Annotated in this window: 23 protein-coding genes, 1 tRNA gene and 1 pseudogene; 9 read left to right on the top strand and 16 right to left on the bottom strand. The window is 39.9% G+C overall.

Annotated elements, in window-relative coordinates; genetic code table 11:
- Window position 1: 1 nt before the first annotated feature.
- Together H6F62_RS17810 and H6F62_RS17805 are read left to right on the top strand one after the other, a co-directional pair.
- Window positions 2–214 carry a type II toxin-antitoxin system HicB family antitoxin gene (locus H6F62_RS17810; protein WP_137906350.1) on the top strand — a complete coding sequence of 71 codons (213 nt, stop codon included), beginning with the start codon at window positions 2–4 and terminating at the stop codon, window positions 212–214.
- Window positions 215–343: 129 nt separating this feature from the next.
- A complete protein-coding gene (locus tag H6F62_RS17805; RefSeq protein ID WP_190372607.1) occupies window positions 344–1,519 on the top strand; it encodes a DNA (cytosine-5-)-methyltransferase in 1,176 nt (391 codons plus the stop codon).
- Between the two features lie 323 nt (window positions 1,520–1,842).
- Here the strand turns inward: H6F62_RS17805 and H6F62_RS17800 are convergent, their stop codons facing one another.
- From H6F62_RS17800 to H6F62_RS17765, 8 genes are all read right to left on the bottom strand, one after another.
- Entirely contained in the window at window positions 1,843–2,790 is a 948-nt protein-coding gene (locus H6F62_RS17800) for a F0F1 ATP synthase subunit gamma (RefSeq protein ID WP_137906352.1), read from the bottom strand.
- A gap of 163 nt (window positions 2,791–2,953) precedes the next feature.
- Window positions 2,954–4,474, bottom strand: coding sequence for a F0F1 ATP synthase subunit alpha (gene atpA / locus H6F62_RS17795; RefSeq protein ID WP_028084038.1), 1,521 nt, complete (start codon window positions 4,472–4,474; stop codon window positions 2,954–2,956).
- 108 nt (window positions 4,475–4,582) lie between these two features.
- On the bottom strand, window positions 4,583–5,137 hold the full coding sequence (gene atpH / locus H6F62_RS17790) for an ATP synthase F1 subunit delta (RefSeq protein WP_137906353.1): 555 nt from the start codon (window positions 5,135–5,137) through the stop codon (window positions 4,583–4,585).
- Window positions 5,134–5,697: a F0F1 ATP synthase subunit B gene (locus H6F62_RS17785; protein ID WP_137906354.1), complete on the bottom strand. Its 564-nt coding sequence runs from the start codon at window positions 5,695–5,697 to the stop codon at window positions 5,134–5,136. Before H6F62_RS17785 ends, atpH begins: the two co-directional genes overlap by 4 nt.
- Before the next feature lie 140 nt (window positions 5,698–5,837).
- Window positions 5,838–6,329, bottom strand: coding sequence for a F0F1 ATP synthase subunit B' (locus H6F62_RS17780; protein ID WP_137906355.1), 492 nt, complete (start codon window positions 6,327–6,329; stop codon window positions 5,838–5,840).
- 144 nt (window positions 6,330–6,473) lie between these two features.
- The gene (gene atpE / locus H6F62_RS17775) at window positions 6,474–6,719 is read right to left on the bottom strand and encodes an ATP synthase F0 subunit C (RefSeq protein ID WP_137906356.1); all 246 of its coding nucleotides are present in this window, start codon (window positions 6,717–6,719) and stop codon (window positions 6,474–6,476) included.
- Between the two features lie 164 nt (window positions 6,720–6,883).
- The gene (gene atpB, locus H6F62_RS17770) at window positions 6,884–7,639 is read right to left on the bottom strand and encodes a F0F1 ATP synthase subunit A (RefSeq protein ID WP_028091266.1); all 756 of its coding nucleotides are present in this window, start codon (window positions 7,637–7,639) and stop codon (window positions 6,884–6,886) included.
- A gap of 52 nt (window positions 7,640–7,691) precedes the next feature.
- The gene (locus tag H6F62_RS17765; protein ID WP_137906357.1) at window positions 7,692–8,153 is read right to left on the bottom strand and encodes an ATP synthase subunit I; all 462 of its coding nucleotides are present in this window, start codon (window positions 8,151–8,153) and stop codon (window positions 7,692–7,694) included.
- Window positions 8,154–8,662: 509 nt separating this feature from the next.
- Here H6F62_RS17765 and H6F62_RS17760 point away from each other — a divergent pair.
- Window positions 8,663–9,136: a type I restriction enzyme HsdR N-terminal domain-containing protein gene (locus H6F62_RS17760; RefSeq protein WP_137906358.1), complete on the top strand. Its 474-nt coding sequence runs from the start codon at window positions 8,663–8,665 to the stop codon at window positions 9,134–9,136.
- Complete coding sequence (locus tag H6F62_RS17755; protein WP_137906359.1) at window positions 9,133–9,801, top strand: hypothetical protein; 669 nt, start codon at window positions 9,133–9,135, stop codon at window positions 9,799–9,801. The genes H6F62_RS17760 and H6F62_RS17755 overlap by 4 nt, the downstream gene beginning before the upstream one ends.
- Here H6F62_RS17755 and H6F62_RS17750 read toward each other — a convergent pair.
- Window positions 9,798–10,973, bottom strand: coding sequence for a class I SAM-dependent methyltransferase (locus H6F62_RS17750; protein ID WP_190372606.1), 1,176 nt, complete (start codon window positions 10,971–10,973; stop codon window positions 9,798–9,800). The two genes, H6F62_RS17755 and H6F62_RS17750, sit on opposite strands and share 4 nt — an antisense overlap.
- Window positions 10,974–11,256: 283 nt before the next feature.
- Between H6F62_RS17750 and msrA the strand changes: the two genes are divergently transcribed.
- From msrA to H6F62_RS17730, 4 genes are all read left to right on the top strand, one after another.
- Window positions 11,257–11,922: a peptide-methionine (S)-S-oxide reductase MsrA gene (msrA, locus tag H6F62_RS17745; RefSeq protein ID WP_190372605.1), complete on the top strand. Its 666-nt coding sequence runs from the start codon at window positions 11,257–11,259 to the stop codon at window positions 11,920–11,922.
- 170 nt (window positions 11,923–12,092) lie between these two features.
- Window positions 12,093–12,968 (top strand): M48 family metallopeptidase, encoded by an 876-nt coding sequence (locus H6F62_RS17740; RefSeq protein WP_190372604.1) that lies wholly within the window; start codon window positions 12,093–12,095, stop codon window positions 12,966–12,968.
- A 54-nt stretch (window positions 12,969–13,022) separates the two neighbouring features.
- Entirely contained in the window at window positions 13,023–14,099 is a 1,077-nt protein-coding gene (locus H6F62_RS17735; protein WP_190372603.1) for an alpha-hydroxy acid oxidase, read from the top strand.
- A 75-nt stretch (window positions 14,100–14,174) separates the two neighbouring features.
- A tRNA-Leu gene (locus H6F62_RS17730) sits at window positions 14,175–14,258 on the top strand.
- Between the two features lie 229 nt (window positions 14,259–14,487).
- Here the strand turns inward: H6F62_RS17730 and H6F62_RS17725 are convergent.
- Together H6F62_RS17725 and H6F62_RS17720 are read right to left on the bottom strand one after the other, a co-directional pair.
- Window positions 14,488–16,734: a polysaccharide biosynthesis tyrosine autokinase gene (locus H6F62_RS17725; RefSeq protein ID WP_190372602.1), complete on the bottom strand. Its 2,247-nt coding sequence runs from the start codon at window positions 16,732–16,734 to the stop codon at window positions 14,488–14,490.
- A gap of 179 nt (window positions 16,735–16,913) precedes the next feature.
- Window positions 16,914–17,486, bottom strand: a complete 573-nt coding sequence (locus H6F62_RS17720) for a WcaF family extracellular polysaccharide biosynthesis acetyltransferase (protein ID WP_137906365.1) — start codon at window positions 17,484–17,486, stop codon at window positions 16,914–16,916.
- A 305-nt stretch (window positions 17,487–17,791) separates the two neighbouring features.
- On the opposite strand from H6F62_RS17720, the gene H6F62_RS17715 reads away from it, so the two are divergent.
- Entirely contained in the window at window positions 17,792–18,361 is a 570-nt protein-coding gene (locus H6F62_RS17715; RefSeq protein ID WP_190372601.1) for a Uma2 family endonuclease, read from the top strand.
- Window positions 18,362–18,425: 64 nt separating this feature from the next.
- Here the strand turns inward: H6F62_RS17715 and H6F62_RS17710 are convergent, their stop codons facing one another.
- The 5 genes and pseudogenes from H6F62_RS17710 to H6F62_RS17690 form a co-directional block, all read right to left on the bottom strand.
- Window positions 18,426–19,214, bottom strand: coding sequence for an FkbM family methyltransferase (locus tag H6F62_RS17710; RefSeq protein ID WP_190372600.1), 789 nt, complete (start codon window positions 19,212–19,214; stop codon window positions 18,426–18,428).
- Window positions 19,215–19,299: 85 nt separating this feature from the next.
- On the bottom strand, window positions 19,300–19,503 hold the full coding sequence (locus H6F62_RS17705; RefSeq protein WP_190372599.1) for a 2-phospho-L-lactate guanylyltransferase: 204 nt from the start codon (window positions 19,501–19,503) through the stop codon (window positions 19,300–19,302).
- 42 nt (window positions 19,504–19,545) lie between these two features.
- Window positions 19,546–20,313, bottom strand: coding sequence for a glycosyltransferase family 2 protein (locus H6F62_RS17700; protein WP_190372598.1), 768 nt, complete (start codon window positions 20,311–20,313; stop codon window positions 19,546–19,548).
- Between the two features lie 23 nt (window positions 20,314–20,336).
- Window positions 20,337–20,846: a class I SAM-dependent methyltransferase gene (locus H6F62_RS17695; protein ID WP_242026063.1), complete on the bottom strand. Its 510-nt coding sequence runs from the start codon at window positions 20,844–20,846 to the stop codon at window positions 20,337–20,339.
- Window positions 20,847–21,262: 416 nt separating this feature from the next.
- A pseudogene (locus H6F62_RS17690) lies at window positions 21,263–21,690 on the bottom strand (addiction module component); the annotation flags it as partial.

Genomic DNA, 21,690 nt, shown 5'->3' with positions numbered 1-21,690 from the left:
GATGACTCTGCGCTATGAAATTAATCTCTATTGGAGTCAAGAAGACCAATCATTTATTGCAGAAGTTCCAGATTTACCGGGATGTGCTGCTGATGGAGAAACTTATCAAGAAGCACTGCAAAATATAGAAATTATTATGCAGGAATGGATAGAAACTGCTCAAGAGTTAGGTCGAAAAATTCCTGAACCTACACAGCGTTTCATGTCAGCTTAACTGATGATTTTGGGATCTGAAAAGAGCGTAAGCGTTGCGCGACCTAGAAATCGCTTTTATTGGATATAAAAGATATAATAGACTCAAGGAGTATATAATTAGTGATATTCAGAATTGGGAGCAAGAACCGTGATAGATGGTAAAGCTATTTCTATTTCATTATTTACAGGTGCTTATGGTCTAGATTTAGGATTAGAACAAGCAGGTTTTCACACTGTAACTGTAGTAGAAAAAGATCGTGATGCTGTCAAAACTATTGCTCTTAATCGTCCCTTTCTTCAAGAAAGTGCTATTCCCAGAGAAATACAAAATGTTAGTTCTCAAGAATTACTGCAAGAAGGAGGAAGAGTTTTCAATTTAGGCCGTGCTTTACAACCTGGTGAAGTAGATTTAGTCACAGGTGGTCCCCCATGTCAACCATTTAGCACCGCAGGAAAAAGAGGTTCAGTTATGGACCCTCGCGGTAGTTTATTTATGGATTTTATTCGCATTGTTAAAGAAGTCCAACCCCGTTTTTTCTTAATGGAAAATGTTAAAGGTTTGCTTTCTGCTCCTCTGCGTCACAGACCAATTAATCAACGCAGAAAAGATTACCCACCTTTAGAACCTGATGAAATGCCTGGTTCTGCTTTAAAAGTGGTATTATCAGAAATGCAAGCAATAGAATATAACGTAGTTTACAACCTTTTAGAAGCAGCAGATTATGGAGTACCACAAAATAGAGAACGTGTAATATTTATTGGTTCACGAGATGGGGAAATTGCTACATTTCCTATTCCCCAATATTGCAAAGATGGAAAAACTTTACCTAAATGGAGGACATTAAAAGACGCTCTCACTGGGTTAGTTGATGCAGAACCAGAATATATGTCTTATTCAGAAAATCGTTTAAAGTATTTGAAATTATTAAAAGCTGGACAAAACTGGAGATATTTACCAGAAGAGTTAAAAAAAGAAGCAATGGGAGGTGCTTACAATTCTGGAGGTGGAAAAGTTGGTTTTTATAGAAGACTATTCTGGGATAAACCTTCACCAACAATTACTACAAGTCCCCATCAAAAAGCTACAGATATGTGCCATCCTGTAGAATTACGTTGTTTAACTGTGCGGGAGTCTGCAAGGATTCAAACATTTCCAGATGATTGGATTTTTTATGGTTCTGTAAGTTCTAAATATAAACAAATTGGTAATGCAGTTCCTGTATTACTTGCGAAGGAAATTGGTAGTTATCTCTTTAACTTAATTCATGGAAACAAATCGAAGGGTAAAGAGATAGCTGAACAATTATCACTTTTTTATTTATAGAAAAGTGTCTATTTTGTAGCCAATTCAGCAAAAGATTTATCAATTTTCTGTAACATATCTCGTATATGATTTTCAACTAGATCATAATCCATACAAATCATATTCCAAAGTTTTGGGGTTTGGAGGTGCGATCGCGCGCATGAGAAACAACAAGCCAAATTTGTGTGGTGGAAGCAGTGTCCTAATTAACCTGGCTACAGCTATAATTACATGACATACATCATAATCCCCTCCTCGCAAGCGGGGAGGGGGTTGAGGGTGGGGTTCTTGTATCTCACTGAATGGAGAATCCCTATACCAATTACCAATCACCAATTACCAAATTAAGTCAACGCTTCTGCACCACCGACAACTTCCAGTAGTTCCTGGGTAATTGCGGCTTGACGAGCTTTGTTGTAAGACAAAGATAGAGTTTTAATCAACTCACCCGCGTTATCACTAGCGTTACTCATCGCTGTCATCCGTGCTGCTAGTTCACTAGCCGCTGATTCTTGTAATGCCCGTAATAACTGATTGCTCAGATATAACGGCAACAAAGAATCCAGGATTTGGACTGGATCTTGTTCAAAAATCATATCGCGGGGTAAAGGAGCAACTGTACTAGTTACCTTTTCCCGTTCTACTTGGAATTGACCACCACGGGTAGTTAAACGGAAAATTTCATCATCCGCTGCTTCTAAACCCTGGGTATCCAAAGGGAGAAGGGTTTGGACTACAGGACGAGAACTAACCAAGGAGACAAATTTTGTATAAACTAGCTCAATCCGGTCTACTTTTTCAGAAAGGAATAGAGAAAGCAGTTCATCAGCGATATTGGTCGCTTCGGCGGCGGTAGGAATTTGTTCTAAACCGCTGTAGGTAGCATCAATAGGCTGATTCCGGCGTTGAAAGTATTGGGTAGCCTTACGTCCGACTAATACATAAGTATAGTCTATACCTTCAGCTTGAAGTTCTTTGGCACGGTTCTCAGCGCGACGGATGACGTTACTGTTGTAACCACCACATAAACCGCGATCGCCCGTAATTACTAACAAGCCGACTGATTTAACTTCGCGTTTTTTCAGTAGGGGTAAGTCCACATCTTCAAAACGCAGTCTGGTTTGTAAGCCAAATAATACTTGTGCTAAACGGTCAGCAAAGGGACGGGTAGCAATTACCTGTTCTTGAGCGCGACGAACCCTGGCCGCTGCAACAAGCCGCATAGCTTCCGTGATTTTCTTGGTGTTTTTGACCGACTGAATGCGATCACGTATTGATTTGAGATTAGCCATAATCCGATTTTAGATTTTAGATTTTAGATTTTAGATTCGGAATTTCGGATTTTAGATGAGACTCATCTGCAAAAAACATCAAATCCCTGTATTCTATGGGCTGATATTTAATTTCGGGACGAGTCTATTTAATCCAAAATCCAAAATCCAAAATCCAAAATTTTTACGCTGCTGCTTGGAAGGTCTTTTTGAACTCGGTTAGCGCTGCTTTCAAAGCAGTTTCTTCTGCATCACCGAGAACTTTTGTTCCTTGTACGCCTTGGTAATAAGCGGTATTAACATTCTTCAGGTAATCACGTAAACCTCTAACAAAGGTAGTTACTTGATTAACTGCAATGTCATCTAAATAACCATTAATACCAGCGTAAAGAACTGCTACTTGTTCAGCGACGGAAAGAGGGTCGTTTTGAGGCTGTTTTAACAATTCCCGTAAACGCGCACCACGAGCCAACTGATCTTGAGTAGCTTTATCTAAATCAGAAGCGAATTGAGCGAAAGCTTGTAAGTCATCAAACTGAGCCAATTCCAGTTTAATTTTCCCAGCAACTTTTTTCATGGCTTTGGTTTGAGCCGCAGAACCTACGCGGGATACAGAGATACCGGGGTTAACAGCGGGACGGATACCAGAGTTAAACAAGTCAGAAGACAAGAAAATCTGACCGTCAGTAATAGAAATTACGTTGGTAGGAATATATGCGGATACGTCACCAGCTTGGGTTTCGATAATTGGTAAAGCAGTCATACTACCTTTACCCAATTCGTCGCTCAATTTAGCAGCGCGTTCTAATAAGCGGGAGTGGATGTAGAATACATCTCCAGGATATGCTTCCCGACCGGGTGGACGACGCAACAGCAAGGACATTTGACGGTAAGCCTGTGCTTGCTTAGAAAGGTCATCGTAAATAATTAAGGTTGCTTTGCCTTTGTACATGAAATACTCAGCGATACTAGCACCGGTGTAGGGAGCTAAGTATTGTAAAGTAGCTGGGTCACTGGCGTTAGCAGCTACAACTACGGTGTAGTCCATAGCGCCTTTTTCTTGTAAGGTTTGGACTACGTTAGCAACGGTGGAAGCTTTTTGACCGACAGCCACGTAAACGCAAACAACATCTTCACCCTTTTGGTTAATGATGGTATCAATAGCGATCGCTGTTTTCCCGGTTTGTCGGTCACCAATGATTAATTCCCGTTGACCACGGCCGACGGGAATCATGGAATCAATAGCGGTGATCCCTGTTTGCATCGGTTCATGGACGGAGCGACGAGCGATAATACCAGGGGCGGGGGATTCAATTAACCGACTTTCGGTGGTTTTGAGATCACCTTTACCATCAATGGGACGACCTAAAGCATCTACAACCCGACCAATTAAAGCTTCACCCACAGCTACTTGGGCGATTTTACCGGTAGCGGTGACGGAGCTACCTTCTTGAATGTCCCGACCTTGACCCATCAATACCGCACCGACGTTATCTTCTTCTAAGTTTTGGGCGATACCAATGGTGCCATCTTCAAATTCTAGGAGTTCCCCAGCCATAGCTTTTTCCAAGCCATAAATCCGGGCAATCCCGTCACCAACTTGTAACACTGTACCAACGTTAGCAACTTTAACCTCTTGGTCGTATTGCTCGATTTGTTGTTGGATAATGCTGCTGATTTCGTCTGGTCTAATGGAAATGCTCATTTGTCGTGCTAATTAGTTTCACAAAGAAGTTAATGATAATTGGTGATTGGTGATTGGTGATGGGGGAAAATTTTACCCATTACCCATTACCTATTACCTATTACCCATTTAGTTACTGCTTAAACGCAAAGAGAGACGACGTAGTTGACCACGCAAACTAGCGTCAATCACTTGAGAACCAACTTTGATAATTACACCACCAATTAAGTCGCTGTCTATTTTGGTAGCTAATTCTACTTTTGCAGCTTTGGTAAGCGTAATTACCTTTTCTGTAATTGCTTGCTGTTGGCTTTCTGTCAGAGGAACAGCAGAGGTAATTTCCGCCAATACAGTTTGATTTAACTGGCGTAATAGCACTAGATACTGCTGTAAAATTGGTTCACTGAAGGCAATGCGTCTTCTGTCAACTAACAGCAGTAAAAAATTACGCAGGTATGGGCTTACACCTTCTCCAAGTAATTGTTTGAGCAGATTTTTTTTGTTCTCTGGTTTCACAAAGGGATTGGCCAAAAAGTTATTCAGTTCTTGGCTACCTGTTAATAAACCCAGAAAAGTTCTGGCATCTGTCCCAATTTCTTCTGTTGAGTTTTGAGACTGAGCAATGGACAATAGTGCCTGTGCATAAGGCTGGGATATTTCAGCTGCTGCTGCATTACTTTTCATATCTCGCCTCCCAGTTGTGCGATGCTACGAGCAATTAAAGCCTGTTGAGCATCGTCGCTAATACCAGCTTTGAGTTGTCCTTCAACTTTTTGTAGTGCTTGTAAGACTACTTTTTGTCTTAGTTGAGTTATCACTCTTTCTAGTTCAGAATTCAAATCAGCCGCTCCTGCTTCTTGCATCCGTTGAATATCTACAGCGGATTGGGCTAAAATTGCATCTTTAGCCGTCTGGGCGTTTAATTCGGCTGTTTGTTTGATTCTTTGAGCTTCTCCTTGAGCAAGTTCCAGCTTTTGCTGTGCCTCTTTCAATTTGGCTGCGGTTTCTGCTACCTTCTGCTCTGCACTCTTAATTGCTGATTCAATATTTTCTCGGCGAGATTTTAAGGTACTACCCAAAACCTTGCTGCCAAATACAACCAACACAGTAATAATAATAGCCAGGTTAATCAGGTTAGTATCTAAAATATTGGTATTTAGACTAAACCCACTTTCTCCCTTGCTTAGTGCCAATTCACCTCCGACGGCGCTGGCTTCCGTCATCAACAGTAAAAAAGTCCCCATGATTCTTTATCCACTAACTGCGCTGCCAATTTTCCAAATTTTTTGTCAGTCGTCCGTTGTCAGTCGTCATTTGTTAGTTGTTTTCAATACCAATAACTAATGACTACTAATCACCCATGACCAATGACCGTTTTCACAAGTTAGCGTTGACTTACTAAATCAGCACCTAACAGCTTCTCTAGGATTTGGCGACTGAGAGCATCTACTTGTGTTTCCAAGGAAGCTAGAGCCTGTTGTTTTTGCTGCTCAATTTCACTGGCTGCTTTTTCTCGCTGTACCTGGGCTTCTTGTTGCGCTGCGGCGATGTTTTGAGCAGCGATTTTTTGGGCTTCGGCTTGGGCTTGAGCAACAATTGCTTGAGCTTGTCTTCTGCTTTGAGCAAGCTCTTGTTCGTATTGCTGGGCTAATGCTTGGGCTTTTGATAAGCGTTCTTGGGCTTCTAAATTATTGGTACGGATATATTCATTCCGGCCATCAATCGCATTACCCAAGGGCTTGTAAAGAGTTGCGTTCAATATCAGGGCTAATACTAGAAACTGGATTGCCATTAAGGGCAGAGTAGCATCTAGATCAAACAGTCCCCCTTCCTTGGCAACTTCTTCCACGGCCAATAAGGTGATCCAGTGTGTCATGATTGCTTATTCCTATCTACATTAATGTTAATGCTGAGTTCTGATAGCTTACGTGGACTAGTCATTTCATCAGTTATGAGTATAAATTCATAACTTTCTGTTCAGACATGATTGCTCACGCCCGCAGTCAGAACTCAGTTGTGATTATGCGAAGGGGTTAGCAAACAGTAGCACTAGAGCAACTACTAGACCGTAGATGGTTAAAGCTTCCATGAACGCCAAACTTAATAGCAATGTACCGCGAATTTTGCCTTCAGCTTCTGGTTGACGAGCAATACCTTCTACAGCTTGTCCTGCTGCATTACCTTGACCAATACCGGGGCCGATTGCAGCTAAACCTACAGCTAGAGCAGCGGCGATAACGGAAGCAGCAGCAACTAATGAATCCATGATATTCTTTCCTTACTTTTAGAGATACGGTTGGGTGTTGTATTTGTCAGTGGTAAGTGGTCAGTTGTCAGTTGTCAGTTTTTAGATGATTAATTTCTGTCACCTGTTAACCGTCACCTGTTTCCTGTTGCCGCTAATGGCTGACTGTTTTCATCTGAGGGGGTTTAGTGTTCTCCCTCATGCTCTTCGCCATGATGATCTTCCATCGCTTCGCCGATATAGGCTGCTGCGAGGGTGGCAAAAATTAGTGCTTGAATGGCGCTGGTAAATAGTCCCAAAGCCATTACTGGCAGAGGCACGAACAAGGGTACTAATAGTACCAGCACTCCCACGACTAGTTCATCAGCTAAGATGTTACCGAATAAACGGAAGCTTAGGGACAGGGGTTTTGTGAAATCTTCAATAATCTTGAATGGCAACATGAAGGAAACTGGTTGCACATAGTTACCGAAATAACCTAAACCCTTTTTGCTGAATCCTGCATAAAAATACGCTAACGATGTCAACAACGCTAAGGCAACAGTTGTGTTAATGTCGCTTGTGGGTGCTGTCAGTTCGCCCTCTGGCAGATGAATTAACTTAAAAGGAACTAGTGCCCCTGACCAATTTGACACAAAAATGAACAAAAACAAAGTGCCTACGAACGGCACCCAGGGGCGATATTCTTTCTCGCCAATCTGGTTTTTGGCCAAATCTCGAATAAATTCTAGGGCGTACTCCATCAAGTTTTGTAAGCCACTAGGAATCCTTTTGACGTTACTACTGGCCAAGACGGAAGCTAGGACGAGTACGCCAATAACAAACCAAGATGTGAGAAACACCTGACCATGTAGCTTCAAGTTGCCTATTTGCCAGTACAGGTGCTTACCCACTTCCAATTCAGCAAGCGGAAGGGAGTAGACATTCAGAAAATTCAGCATTTTCTTTCCAATTCAATCGTTTCTCCAATTTTACCTGGAGAAGAGGAGCGTTTTAAGGTTGCCGGAGCGTGGATGAGTCAGAGATTAGCGCTAACCTAACTACATAGATGATGAGTGTGGCTTTGTAGGTCAGAAATCCCAAGAATATGGGTAGTATATGCAGTTGATTCAACCGTGATGCCAGGAGAATCAGCACTACTAACAAGGCTAACCGAGTTTTGCTCAGTTCTTGTTTTTCCCTTCCTAACCTTTCAACATCTTTCGCCAACATCCTCAAGTAAAGCACACCTGCACACGCCCCTAATAAATAATTTAGAGCAATGTTTGGTGAATAAGCAATCCAGACGGAGATAAAGATTATCCCTGTTAAAACAAGTGTGATCAATATCAACTCTCGATAGAGTTGATAAAACTCCTCCATGGAGGCGTAGACTGGTTTTGTGTCCTCAAAACCAGATTTCTCATCTTGTTGTGCTGTCTGATTGGGCGTAATTGGTTCGTCTGACAAGCTCACGGCATTTGAAACTAGTACAGTTTAAATATGATGACCGCACATCCAGTCAGCCAAATCATATCACGTCGCGGTAACAATACTTTAGAAAAAAACAATTAACTTATTTTTGGTCAGTGGTGACAGCATCATTTCTTACTTATTTTTTATGCGGCGGGGATCAGTAAGAGTAGTTGTTGTTGGCAAAGGTGTCTGACTCGGTTTAAGTCTAGCTCGACTTAGGTTAAAATATCCGCCAATGTGGCAGAACTATGGAGGGTTTTCCTAGTGTCTCCTCAATAGACATAAATAGCAATAAATGATTTTAGCCGATCACTCTCAATAATTTCTTAAAGAGCGATCGCTAAATTAGCAATTAAATTACGCCATTATACTTAACCGGGTGTCAGTAAAATGAGATGTTGTTTGCAAAGATTTCTGACTCCATCTAACCCAAACTGGACTTTGGTTAAAATCTCTGCTACGGTAGATTTACCATCACAGCTTTTCATGAATTAAAATTCGACATTTCTATGGAAAAAATATCACATCCAGATATTATTGTCACCAGTCCAGATGGAGAATATTTGATTATTGTTGAAGTAAAATCCAATGATGTTAGCAAGCAACGTCAATATGGTATGAATCAGCTTGAACGCTTAATGATTGAATTTGGTTGCTCCATTGGCTTACTTGTGGCAGGAGAGCGTGTTATTGTCCTCCAGGATTCTTTTGATGACTCTCATGGTTCATCAATTCGCGTAGTTGGTGAAGCAAAGCTTCCAAATTACTTATTACCACCAGCAGATGAGCAATGGCAGGGAAACCCTTACCTTGAGTTTGAATCACAAGTTCAGCGATGGCTAGAGAAATTGAAACTTCAAACCAGTACAGACAGTTTACCAGATGATTTGAGAAATTTGTTTGGTGGCCGGATAATCAATCTTCTGCGACTTGGTGAAATCAGGGCTGGTGGACCTAGGGCGTGGAGTAAATTTGTAAAATGAAGCCTCAAGCGGTTTTTGTCGAAACAAACTGGGTGGTAGATATTGTTGCACCTGCACATTTACAGAGTCAACAAGCATCTCAATTGCTTTCACTAGCGGAAGCTGGAGAGTTTGAGTTATATCTACCTGCTATCTGCCTAACAGAAGCGCGTGAAACTATACCCCGACGATTCACTCCACGCTCTCGTTCTGAAGATTTACGTAAATTTGTCAAATGGGCTAAAACAGCAGGGAAACTGACTACAGAAGATGCCAATGCAGCGTTTCGAGTATTTAATCAGTTTGATGGATTAGTTGCTAATGAACTAACCAAAGTTCCAGAAAGATTGATTTCATTAGCTAAACATCCAAATTTGAATGTTTTTCCACTTTCAGAGTCTATGCTGGAAAGGCAAGTTTCTATTGGTGCAATGGATACTTCCCTAAAACCTTATGATATGGCTGTACTGGCTGCAATCCTTGTCAGGGCTGAGGATTTGCAACAACAAGGATATTCATGGGTCGGCTTCTGTGAACTAGATTCTGATCTTCAACCTTGGGATAAAAATGGTGTATTAAAACCTATTCTTAGTGATCTCTACAAAGCTTCTCGAATCTGGGTGTATCGAGATTTTTTAGTGGAAGATGTAGATGAACTTCCCCAAATTTGGTTTTCTTCTACTTAACCGGGTGTCAGTAAAATAAGATGTTGTTTCCAAAGATTTCTCACTCCATCTAACCCAAACTGGACTTTGGTTAAAATCTCGGCTACGGTAGATATACTATCACAGTTTTGCATAAATTCTAATTCTGCTGGTGATAAGTTAACAATTTGATAATCATAGTTAAATATACATTGACTGGGAAAACCATCTATACAGGGGTTAAGTTCGGGAATAGCTGCTAATAAGTTATCTGCTGACCAATCGGTTTTGGGTAAGGGAGGACGACTGAGAAAAAATTCATAATGTGCTACTTCTGGATTCAATAATTCTACTAATCTGTACCGTTGACGTTCGGTGAGTTCTGCTGCTCGCTCAATTAACTCCGGTGCTTTTTCTAACAAATTTTCCAATTGCCAAAAACTAGGATTTGAGAAGCCTACAAAGTCTAAGCCAGAAGCGTCTATTAATGTAAATAATGTATCAATATTGTAATCAGTTTCCTGGGGATGTACGTACATATCAGCAAAACATTCATCCCGCTGATTTTCTAATGACCATCTTTCTTGTTCGCGCTTGACAATACGGTTATTTTCTGGTAAAGAAGCAAAGATTTTTCTACCAATGTGAACACCATCTTGATAGTCACCACGTTTGTTACCTTGGAGAAGTGCGATCGCTTGTTGCATTAGTTGTATTTCCCATCTTCCTATTTCTCCATAGACAAAGATGTGCATTAATCCACCTGGGGCAAGTTTTTTCGCTAATGCTTGAATACCAGGAATAGGATCGGGTAAATGATGAAGCACACCAACGCAATTAATTAGATCAAATTGTCCTGGTATCTGTTCAACATCATAGATACTCAGATGATGAAATTCTACACGGTCAGCACCGGAGCTTTGACAGCGTTTTTTTGCTACTTCTAAAGTTCCCGCACTTAAATCTATGCCTACTACCTGTGCATGGGGGTTAAGATGTACTAAATATTCTGTTCCTACCCCTGAACCACAACCAGCATCTAAAATACGGATATGTTGATTTTCGGGTTTTCTCCCGGTACAAAAATTGTAAGCAGCTAACCAATTCCAGCGCCAATTATAACCTGGTGGTGGTTGATCTAGAATGGGTTCTGGAGGGAAAGGGTAGGTATCATAGAGTTTCGCAACAGCAGCACTGACTTGGGAGTTGGACATAATTACGGGTAACGCAGCATTTCTGATTTTAACGGATAGGGGGATTTTGGGCAAATGTATTATTTGTGGTGAGGATTTACGCCAAATATACCTCCCTAAACCCCCATTTTTGATATCTGTGCCTGGGATGTTTTATTTATCCTGTAACTTGTGAGTAAGTCCTAAAGTATTGACAAAAAACATCATTGATGATCACACTCTAACTAAGAGGTGTTTTGAAACTCCCAAAGTATTTAGTTTTATAATCAAGAAGCATCGCAATCATTAATACAAATTAAAAACAATGGGAATATTTGGATTTGGAAAAAAATCAGCTATGCCAACATCCGAGCAAGCACTGCCAGGACGGGACGAAGTAATGCGAGTACCAGCACTTCATTATGTGAACAAAAATCCCCTCAAAGCACCTTTTCCCCAGGGATTAGAAACTGCTATGTTTGGTTTAGGCTGTTTTTGGGGTGCAGAACGCAAATTTTGGCAATTATCAGGAGTTTACACTACGGCAGTAGGTTATGCTGCTGGTTACACACCCAACCCCACTTACCAAGAAGTATGTAGCGGTATGACGGGTCATAATGAAGTGGTGTTAGTTGTATTTGAACCGAAAATAATTACTTATTCCCAACTCTTGAAAGTCTTCTGGGAAAGCCACAACCCCACCCAAGGAATGCGTCAAGGTAACGACACTGGTACTCAATACCGTTCGGGAATTTACGTCTATTCTGAAAATCAAAAACAACTAGCAGAAACATCACGAAATGTTTATCAATTAGCTCTCAAGGATGCAGGTTATGGTACAATTACCACAGAGATATTAGATGCACCTGAATTTTACTATGCTGAAGAATACCATCAGCAATATTTAGCCAAAAATCCCGGTGGTTATTGTGGTTTAGGTGGTACTAATGTAGCTTGTCCCGTAGGTCTTGCGGAAGCGCAGGTAAGTTAAAAGCACGAAAATCAACATAATACTCCTCGGTTAAGGCTAAAAAGTCGTTATATCGTAGGTTGGTTTGACTCAAGTAAACCTAGCAAAATCGTTGACAATGTTGGGTTTTGCTGTCGCTCAACCCAACCTACAACCAACCTACATTTCCTTTTTTATTTTTTTATTAAACTATGGACTTATTTAAAAGCTCACTAATTGGTTTAAAAGCTGACTCGTTCCGTCATCCTCTAGACTTGGAAGCTACTAAAACCCTCAAGCAAATCCCTGGTTTAGATATGATGGTGAGAAATTGGCTCGGTCCAATGGCTGAACAGGTTTTTTATGTAGAAAATATCGCTTCTAGTATTTTAGTAGGAGAAAAACAACTTCCAGAATTACACAAATTATTATTAGAAGCTTGTCAAATTCTTGACATTGATCCGCCTCAATTATATGTGCGTCAACATCCAGCCCCTAATGCTTATACCTTTGCTATGCGGGGTAAACAGCCTTTTGTGGTTATCCACACATCCTTAATTGAGATATTGACACCAGCAGAAATACAGGCTGTAATTGCCCATGAATTAGGTCATCTCAAATGCGATCACAGCCTGTATTTAACGCCCGTGAATTTACTCATTTTAGCGGCTGCATTTGTGCCAAATATTGGCACTGTGTTAGCACAAGCTATGCAGTCACAATTATTAGAATGGATACGTTGTGCTGAGTTTACCTGTGATCGTGCCGCTTTGTTAGCCACCCAAGACCCTAAAATAGTCATGTCAGTATTAATGAAGTTAGCCGGTGGTTCTCCCAGTTTAGCACCCCGATTGAATTTAGATGCTTTTATTGACCAAGCTCGTGCCTATGATGACATTAGCAAAACGGAATTGGGGGAAATGGTGAAATCTGCCCGCACAGCCCAATTAAGCCACCCTGTCCCCGTATTGCGGGCGCGAGAAATTGATCGGTGGGCGAGTAGTCTAGAGTACCAAAAATTAGTGGAAAGTCACAGTATTAATCATCGGGACGAAACTGCATCCCCAGGAGGTTGGCGTAATTGGTAGGTTATATCTTAGGTTTTGAAACTGATCTTGCTAGATAAATTACCTTTACGCAACATGAATCTATCACCGATTAATTTATTCGCATACGAACAACTGGCAAAAGAGCATCTTTCCCAGATGGCTTTTGATTATTATAGTAGTGGTGCATGGGATGAAATTACGCTGCAAGATAATCGCGCCGCGTTTGCAAGAGTTAAACTTCATCCAAGAATGCTAGTAGATGTTAGTGAAGTTAACTTAACTACCAAGATTTTAGGGGCATATTTGCGATTACCTCTGTTAATCGCGCCCATGGCATTTCAGTGTCTGGCGCATCCAGAGGGTGAAAATGCTACAGCTTTAGCTGCGGAAATTACTGGTGTAGGTATGGTGTTGAGTACATTAGCTAATAAGAGTTTAGAAGAAGTAGCTACTGTCGCTAATGGTTTACAATGGTTTCAACTTTATATCCACAAAGATCAGGGTTTAACTAGGGCTTTGGTGGAAAGAGCCTATAGAGCGGGCTACAAAGCGATTTGTCTCACCGTAGATGCTCCCGTGTTGGGAAAACGAGAACGAGACCAACTTAATCAGTTTACCCTACCTGCTGGTTTACAGCTTGGTAATTTCACCAATATCTCCGGTTTAAAGATTCCCCAGGAACAAGGAGAATCTGGTTTATTGACTTATTTTAGCGAGCAAATTAACCCCGCAGTCACTTGGAAAGACTTGCAATGGTTACAATCTATTAGCCCCCTACCTGTGGTCGTTAAAGGAATTTTACGATCTGATGATGCGGTTCGGGCTGTGGAATATGGCGCTCAAGCAATTGTTGTTTCTAATCATGGCGGTAGACAATTAGACGGGGCGATCGCTTCTCTGGATGCTCTAACCCCAATTGTAGCGGCAGTAAACGGACGGGCAGAGATTTTGTTAGATGGGGGGATTCGTCGAGGCACAGACATACTTAAAGCCTTAGCACTGGGAGCAAAGGCTGTACTCATTGGCCGGCCTGTGTTATGGGGATTAGCAGTGGCTGGAAAAACTGGTGTATCTCATATCATCTCCCTACTAGAGGATGAGTTAAAGGTAGCAATGGCACTCAGTGGATGTCCCAGATTGGAGGATATTGATTCATCAATTGCTGACTAAAAAATTTCTCAAAAAAAATCTCAATACCTATTGCCAAAATCAAAAAATAGGTTATAATAAGAAAGTTACACCCAAGGGCGGGTGGCGGAATTGGTAGACGCACCGCACTCAAAATGCGGCGACCGTGAGGTCATAGGAGTTCGATTCTCCTCCTGCCCATGTCTTGTCAATAAGTAAGCTTTGTTAGTTATTGGTCTTGTATTGTTGATTAACAGTTACCGATGCTAATATCAACGCTAACAGTTGATCTATCTGCCGCTACAAGAGCTTTTTCAGTCTTGTATTTATGGTGATAAACCACCTATCAGCAATTCTTGAAATCACACAATCATGAATTGCCGTAAATGGTAAAGACTCCGCTCATCCTAGCCAACCGATTGACGGTAATTTACCTCTTACTCTTAGTATAGTAATATGAACTGTATCTGTAATTATAGTTATATCCGAATCTTCGGAATTTCTCGCCGTTAACTACTACTCCTAGTAAATTGATGGGAGATGCTTTTAGGGTATCAATAAGTTGCTTTACGGCAGATTTATCTGTTTTATCAATTCTCACAACTAGCATGACACCATCAGTATGAACTGCTACCAGTCTAGCATCTACTAATCCTGACAAGGGAGGAGAATCATAAATCACTAAATCAAAATTCTCAGAGAAATAGTCCATCATTTGACCCATTTTATCTGATGAGAGCAACCGCGCCGGATCAGGTGGTAGAGGACCTGCGGTAATCACAGATAAATCATTAAGTCCGGGCATTTCTTGAATTACTTGGTTGACATCTATATCTGAAGAAATTAAACTACTTATTCCCCAGATATTATTTAATTGTGTTAGTTTATGAACCTTGGATTTGCGGAGGTCACAATCTACAAGTAATACTTTTTTCCCCATAATAGCGGCTGTTTTTGCCAGACTAAATCCCACCGTACTTTTACCATCTCCGGGGACAGCAGAGGAAACAACTAAAGACTTAATTGGTCGATCAGAATTAAGCAATTGAATATTACTATATAAAACTTGTAAAGATTCCCAAAATGATCCTTGACCATAATAATAGCTGGATCGGGAACGGCGACGAGCAGAAGTGTTAGATATTTCATCACCGGCGATCAGAGGGTCTACAACTACTTCTGGTTCTTGGTCTTTACCTATGTTTGTCAGGTTTAAAGATGGATTCCGCACTAAGTTTTTATTAAAGGGAAGAGATCCTAATAAAGGCAGTCCTATCTTATCCTGGACATTTTCAACACCGTGATAGGTATTATCAGTCTGTTCCCGGAGAAAAGCAGCACCTATGCCTAATAAAGAACTAGCCACAAATCCCAACGTTAAATTGCGGGTAATATCTGGAGAAATTGGATATTGAGGCTGAAAAGCTGCTTGGATTAATTCCCAAGGTAGTTCTGTTTGGGCTATTTCTATTTGCAGTTGTTCACGAGCCGCTAAAAAGCGATTTAAACTTTCATTGGCTATTTGTAAATTCCGCAGGATTTCAGTATATTGCCGAGACAAAACTGGCAACTGGTCTAATTTCAATTGCACTTGTCTTTCTACTTGTGCTATGTATTGATTGTCTACTTCTATTTTCTTAATTACATCCGTAGCTTCAGATATTCTGATATTAATAGTGCGTGCGGCTTCTGCTTCAATAATAGGTAAAAGGTTGGCTCTTTTTTCTTGTAAGGTGCGGATAACTGGGTTATCCGGTTGAAATCGAGTTAATTCTCCAGATAGCTGGGTGTCTAATTGGCGTTGTTGACCAATTAGGGTTTGATAAAGAGGGGCAGTATTGAGAATTGCTAACTGTTCTTCACGTCTCTGTAGCCTGTCATAATTAGCTCTGGCAGCGGTTAACTGTTGATTTATGGTTAGTCTTTGTTGTGCCAAAGATTGAATTTGCCCAGAAATTACTTCAGATTGGTTTTCTGGATCAATAAAATTGTATCTTTGGCGGAACACTTGCATTTCTTTTTGCAACTCTCCTAGCCTAGTTCGAATTTCAGGTAGTTTTGCCTCCACAAATTGGACTCCCTGACGGAGCTTTGTTTGCCGCTTGTTGAGACTATATTTTAAATAATAATCAGCCAGGGGATCTAGTATAAGTTTAGTTTTTCGATTATTATCACTTTTATAGCTAACTTGGATTATTTTTGATTGTCCCAAGCGACGAATAGTTAATCCTTCCAAAAGGGTATAATAATTAATATCAGGATAAGATCTTTGGATTTCTTTAATAAAATCTCGCAGCAGTTCTGGACTTTGGAGAACTTGAATTTGGCTCTCATAATCTAGTCCGGCTGGTTTAAGGACATTAGCGAGTCCTACGTCGATTTTGCCTAGTTCAGAGTCACTATTAACAGGTTCAACTAATATTTGGAAGCCGCTTTCATAAATTGGTACTTGTTTAAAAGTTGTATAAACAACACCACCCATAGCAACGGAAGCAACTCCTATGATGATAATTGCTCGGCGCTGTAAAAGACCAAAAAGGGATTTGAGGTTAAAATCACTAGCCTCTTCTGAAAATTGGGAAAATGTGGGATTTGAAAATAATGTAGGAACAGGAGTAGAAACAGGAGCCGTACTACTCCCGTAATTTTTGTCGTTTGTAATTTGTTGGTCAAGCATAGCTTTTTTGCGGGTGAATAACCAGGGATATGTAACTGTTTTCTACCTTCATCAGTCATAGTTTAGCAATTTTTAACGCTGATCACCAATAACTACTAAAATCTATTGGTCATATTATATCAATATGCGGTTCAGAAAATTCAGAACCCCAATAAGCATGACTTAAAACCCACATTCCGCTAATTTTTGCTAGTGTCTGATGCTAAATTTTCCCATTCCGCCCTTTTTTTGATTGGTTGAGCCGGATTTCCTGAGTAGACGATATTGGACTCTAAGGATCTTCCTGTGACACTACCCAATGCTAAAACTGCTCCTCGTCCAATAGTAACACCAGGTCCGATGACTGATTTTGCTGCTATCCAACTACCCTCTTGAATATAAATAGGAGCAGGAATTAGTTCAAAGTTGGGATGATTCCAGTTATGATTACCAGTACAGAGATAAACTCCTTGGGACAAACAAACATGATTTTCGATGGTAACATTAGCTAGATTATCAATCCAGGTATCTTCTCCAATCCAAACGTGATTACCAATGGTCAAGCGCCAGGGAAATTTAATTTTTACTCCTGTTTTCATACGTACACCTTTACCTATGGTAGCACCAAACAGCCTCAGTATGGAAACTTTGATAGATGATATAGGCAGCCAATAACTCTCCACTAGGGGTGAGCCAATGAAGTACCATAAAATTTGTTGACTGTATGGCGCTCCAGGTGTATAACTGCCAAGTGTGTAATTATCTAAGCGCATAAGTAATTGCTTAATATATTATTTTTTCTGCTTCTATTATAAGTATACTCAGAAATAGTTATGATAAAACTCACTGAAATGTATAGTACCATTCATGCCAACAATCCATAATAGCACCTTTGAGGATGAGACCATAGATGAAGATTATTAAGGTGCGAGGATTTTCTTTTTACGGATGCGATTTGCTTACAGTAGCACTTCGCTATTACTAATTAATAGTACATTAATAGTACACACCTATTGTGGGAAATCCGCATACAGCACTATAAGTTTACCTTCGTAAATTGCCAATAGGAGGAACAGCAATGACAGTTACAACGGTTAAAAAGATGACCTTTGAGGAATTTCTTAATTATGACGATGGTACGGATGCTCTATATGAATTGGAAAACGGAGAATTAATATCCATGGCTTTTGAAAGTGAGACAAATCGTCGAATAGCGATGTTTTTAGTCGCCTGTTTTCTAAAATTAGGTATTCCATATTATCGGTTGAGTATGAAAACGGAAATGGTTGTAAATAGTCGTCAAGTTGGGGTGCGTGTTCCTGATCTAGTGGTGTTTTCTGAGGAGTTAGCTCAGATTATGGAAGGGGCTACACGCTCTCTAATTTTAATGGATATGCCATCACCTGTGTTGGTGGTTGAGGTGGTGAGTCCAAATCAAGAAAATCGGGATTATCGTTACAAGCGTTCTGAGTATGCTGCACGGGGAATTGCTGAATATTGGATTGTTGACCCCATTGCCCAAAAGGTGACAGTATTGGAATGGGTAGAGGGTTTTTATGATGAGCAGGTATATGTGGGAGATCAGGTAATTGGTTCTCTTATATTTGCTGATTTGAAGTTGACTGTTGCTGAGGTTTTACAGGGTTGACACTCACTAATGAACCTCTTATTTTGACAAAGGTATTGATAATACTAAGGAATATTTTAGTTGTTTAGGCGCTTAGGCGATCGCGGACAAAGTCAAGCAGAGAGTTGGCGATTACTAGGAAGTTATTTCCTTTTTGCTGATTCAGCGTGGTGGGAATAATTTGGTTCCTATCAGCATTATATTCATATAAACCATAATCATAATCTTGTAAGAAATTAATTAAGTCGTCTTGTTGGTAACCAAAGTTATTCACACAATCATTTATTTCCATAATCCACACGCAAGGAAGCTGTTTTTGCAATAAAGAAGTTGCCCCCTGTAAGGCTAATAATTCTGCTCCTTCAATATCAATTTTTGCTAACGTGAGGTTATTTAAAGATTCGTGCTGGAGCAGATTATCAATCGTATCAGTGGCAACTACCACTGTATTATCAGTAGGTTCTGCTGTAATAAAGGGCATGGAATCACCTTCAGCAAGGTTAAGAGCAGTACTTCCAGTGAAGTTAGATACTGCTAATGGGTAAGTTTTCACTTGCTGCAAATGATTTATCTTTAAATTTTCCTCCAACCGAGCATAATTTTTAGGAAGTACCTCAAAACTATAAATTGTGCCAGATGTGATTTTAGATGCAGCCAATAGTGTATATATGCCTATATTAGCACCAATATCGAGAAAAGAATCTTCGGCACGTAAATATCTCAGCAGAAAATTCATTTCATGATAATCATAAAGTCCACAGTATAGGACTGCTGAAGCTGAACGACTATCAGGATAGCAGCGAATTTTGACTCCGTTAATAACTTGATGATCAATATATTTGTTAGTTAGACGTTTATAGAACTGCCAACCCATAAATTTGAAAACAGATTGGATTTTTTTGTCTTGGCAGTTAGGATGCGACAAAATATATCTAAGAGTTGATATAGCAAAAATATTGTTAGAAAGTTTCATTTTTGACAAGATGTAAGTGTATAACTGGAAAGTTCAATTCTTGAAAGTAAAAAGCTTTAACAGCTTCTCGAATATTGGCTTTGAGTTCTTCCCAAGAATCTCCTTGGGTAAAAATGTCTTCGGTGAGACATTCAGTAACAAATCCCCCGTCTTCTGCTTGGGAAACTTCAAAAACCAGTGTATTTACCATCAGATTAACTCCTAGCAATAAAGAGCAGGTTATTTGAGCCAATTAATTATCTATTTTCTCTGCTTCTATTATATGTATAGCCAGCAATATTTCTGCTAAAACTCTCTGAAATGTATAGTACCATCCATGCCAACCGTCGAGAATACCACCTTTGAGGATGAGACAATAGATGAAAATTATTAAAGGTGCGAGGATTTTGCGTTTACGAAGGCGATCGCCTATACTAAGTTCATGCTCTGGTGTTTCTAGAAGTTTTTTACTTTCAATTACCATATAACGATCTTGCGCCCATAACCAACGACTCAATGGTTTGCGATCGTCGTGGTGGATGTATGCTGATAATTGACTAGATTTACCTTGATTCTTTAAAAGTTGAGTATGTCCGTCATCAATATATATTGCTTTGTCTTTACGGAAAAGAATTTGACGGGGAGGGAGTATAGTACCTCGTAAGGGTTTACCAAATACACAATATTTGAATTTAGCAAAATAGCCATCAATGCCAGAATTGGGAGATAGATTTTTTATTTCAGTTATTAGTGCATCAGTGACAATATAATCTGCATCTAAGGATAAAACCCACTCAGTTGCAACTTTTTCTAATCCATAGTTCCACTGAGTAGCATGAGTATCAAATTTCCTGGAAAATACTTCTACTTGAGGATATTCAGACAAAATTTCTAATGTTGTATCTGTGCTATAACTGTCAATAACAATGATTTTACTTGCCCATTTAAGTTTTTCCAGGGTACGATTAATGTTATTTTCTTCGTTATAGGTAAGGATGAGAGGAGTAATTTGTTCTAACATTAGGATATTCAAATATATTCTTGTTATTGAACTATGGTACTAGAACACAACATAGTTTTCCAAAGATAGGGAAATCTACCCGCAAACTTAAACTTGATATTTGTATAGTTCTCTGATTTAAGTAAAGCCGTCATAGTTGGTACGGAAAAGAATTTGATATGACCACCATCCCAAAGAGCGGTAAAATGCTTGTCCATTTTCCCTGTAGCAGCCATCACTAGGTTTTTTAGATAACCATGATAGGGTGTGGTTAGGATTAACCCACCATTGGGTTTCAGGCATTTTTTAGCGTTTCTGACTAATTCTTTAGGATAAAATAAATGCTCAATTACCTCAACAGCAATCACAATATCAAAGTTGTTTCCTAGTTCGGAGTATGGTAAATCGTAAATACTACCTTGAATAAAGCGACAATTGGGAAAACTTTGATTAGCCAATTTTACACCTGATTCAGATTCTTCAACACCAACAACTTCATAACCCTGCTGTGCTAGGAAATTGCTCAAGCTACCATTACCACAACCAATATCCAAAATCCGAGGTTTTTGGTTGTTATCGGTGGGGTAGCATTTCTGACATCATTTCCATAAGTGGTTTTAGCAAATAATTGTGATGATGTTCAGCTTGACTATTTTGATAGGAATATTCGTATTGGTTGGGTGTGGTAGTCATTTGTTTTAGGAGGTTATTTGGTAAGTTATGGGGGTTAATGTATTTTACATAAAAAAATAAGGGGCGATCGCCTGTTGGATTTTTGCTATAATTACTTATGTTTGTCTTTTATTCACATCTTTCTGATTATCCCATAATCCGCCAGGGAATTAATTCCCTGTCTAATAGCTCAAGTCTACTCAAGTAGAGATACACAACTAACGTAGTTAACCAAAGTCAAACAGTGTCAATTGCTGATAGTTCGCTCTCTGATTGACCTGACTTCAGGTTCTAGAGTCTAGGGCTTATCCTTGCCCGTTATCGCTTCGGTTTCCATTAAGGAATCCCGAAACTTCTGACTTCTTTCTAACAAGATTTTCTTCACATCGGAATGTTTCATGTATCGAGTGATTTCAACATCACTCATTCTTGCTAGAATATTGTCAGCAGCATTAGTATCTGAGTGCATTACGACCCCATCATGTCCGGTAAACTTGTCACCATTTCTACTACCCGTTAAGGTAGCAAATCTGGAGTCAAGTTGTGACGTATATGCACTATTAACACTAACAACCGTGCAACCTACACGGGTTGAAACTTGTTTGAGAGCATTCGCAACTACCCCCTTGCACCATGAAGAAACATTTCTCTTTATGCGTTTTTTCAAGGGCTTTTTGCTTTTTATTGCTTCCGTCAGATCTTCAAAAGCTACCTTGATTGCATCAG

It is taken from the genome of Anabaena sp. FACHB-1391 (assembly GCF_014696755.1).
In the GTDB taxonomy this organism is placed as follows: Bacteria; Cyanobacteriota; Cyanobacteriia; order Cyanobacteriales; family Nostocaceae; genus Dolichospermum; species Dolichospermum planctonicum.
Note: the sequence above shows the minus strand (reverse complement) of the source record. Positions and strands in the feature narration are given on the sequence as shown.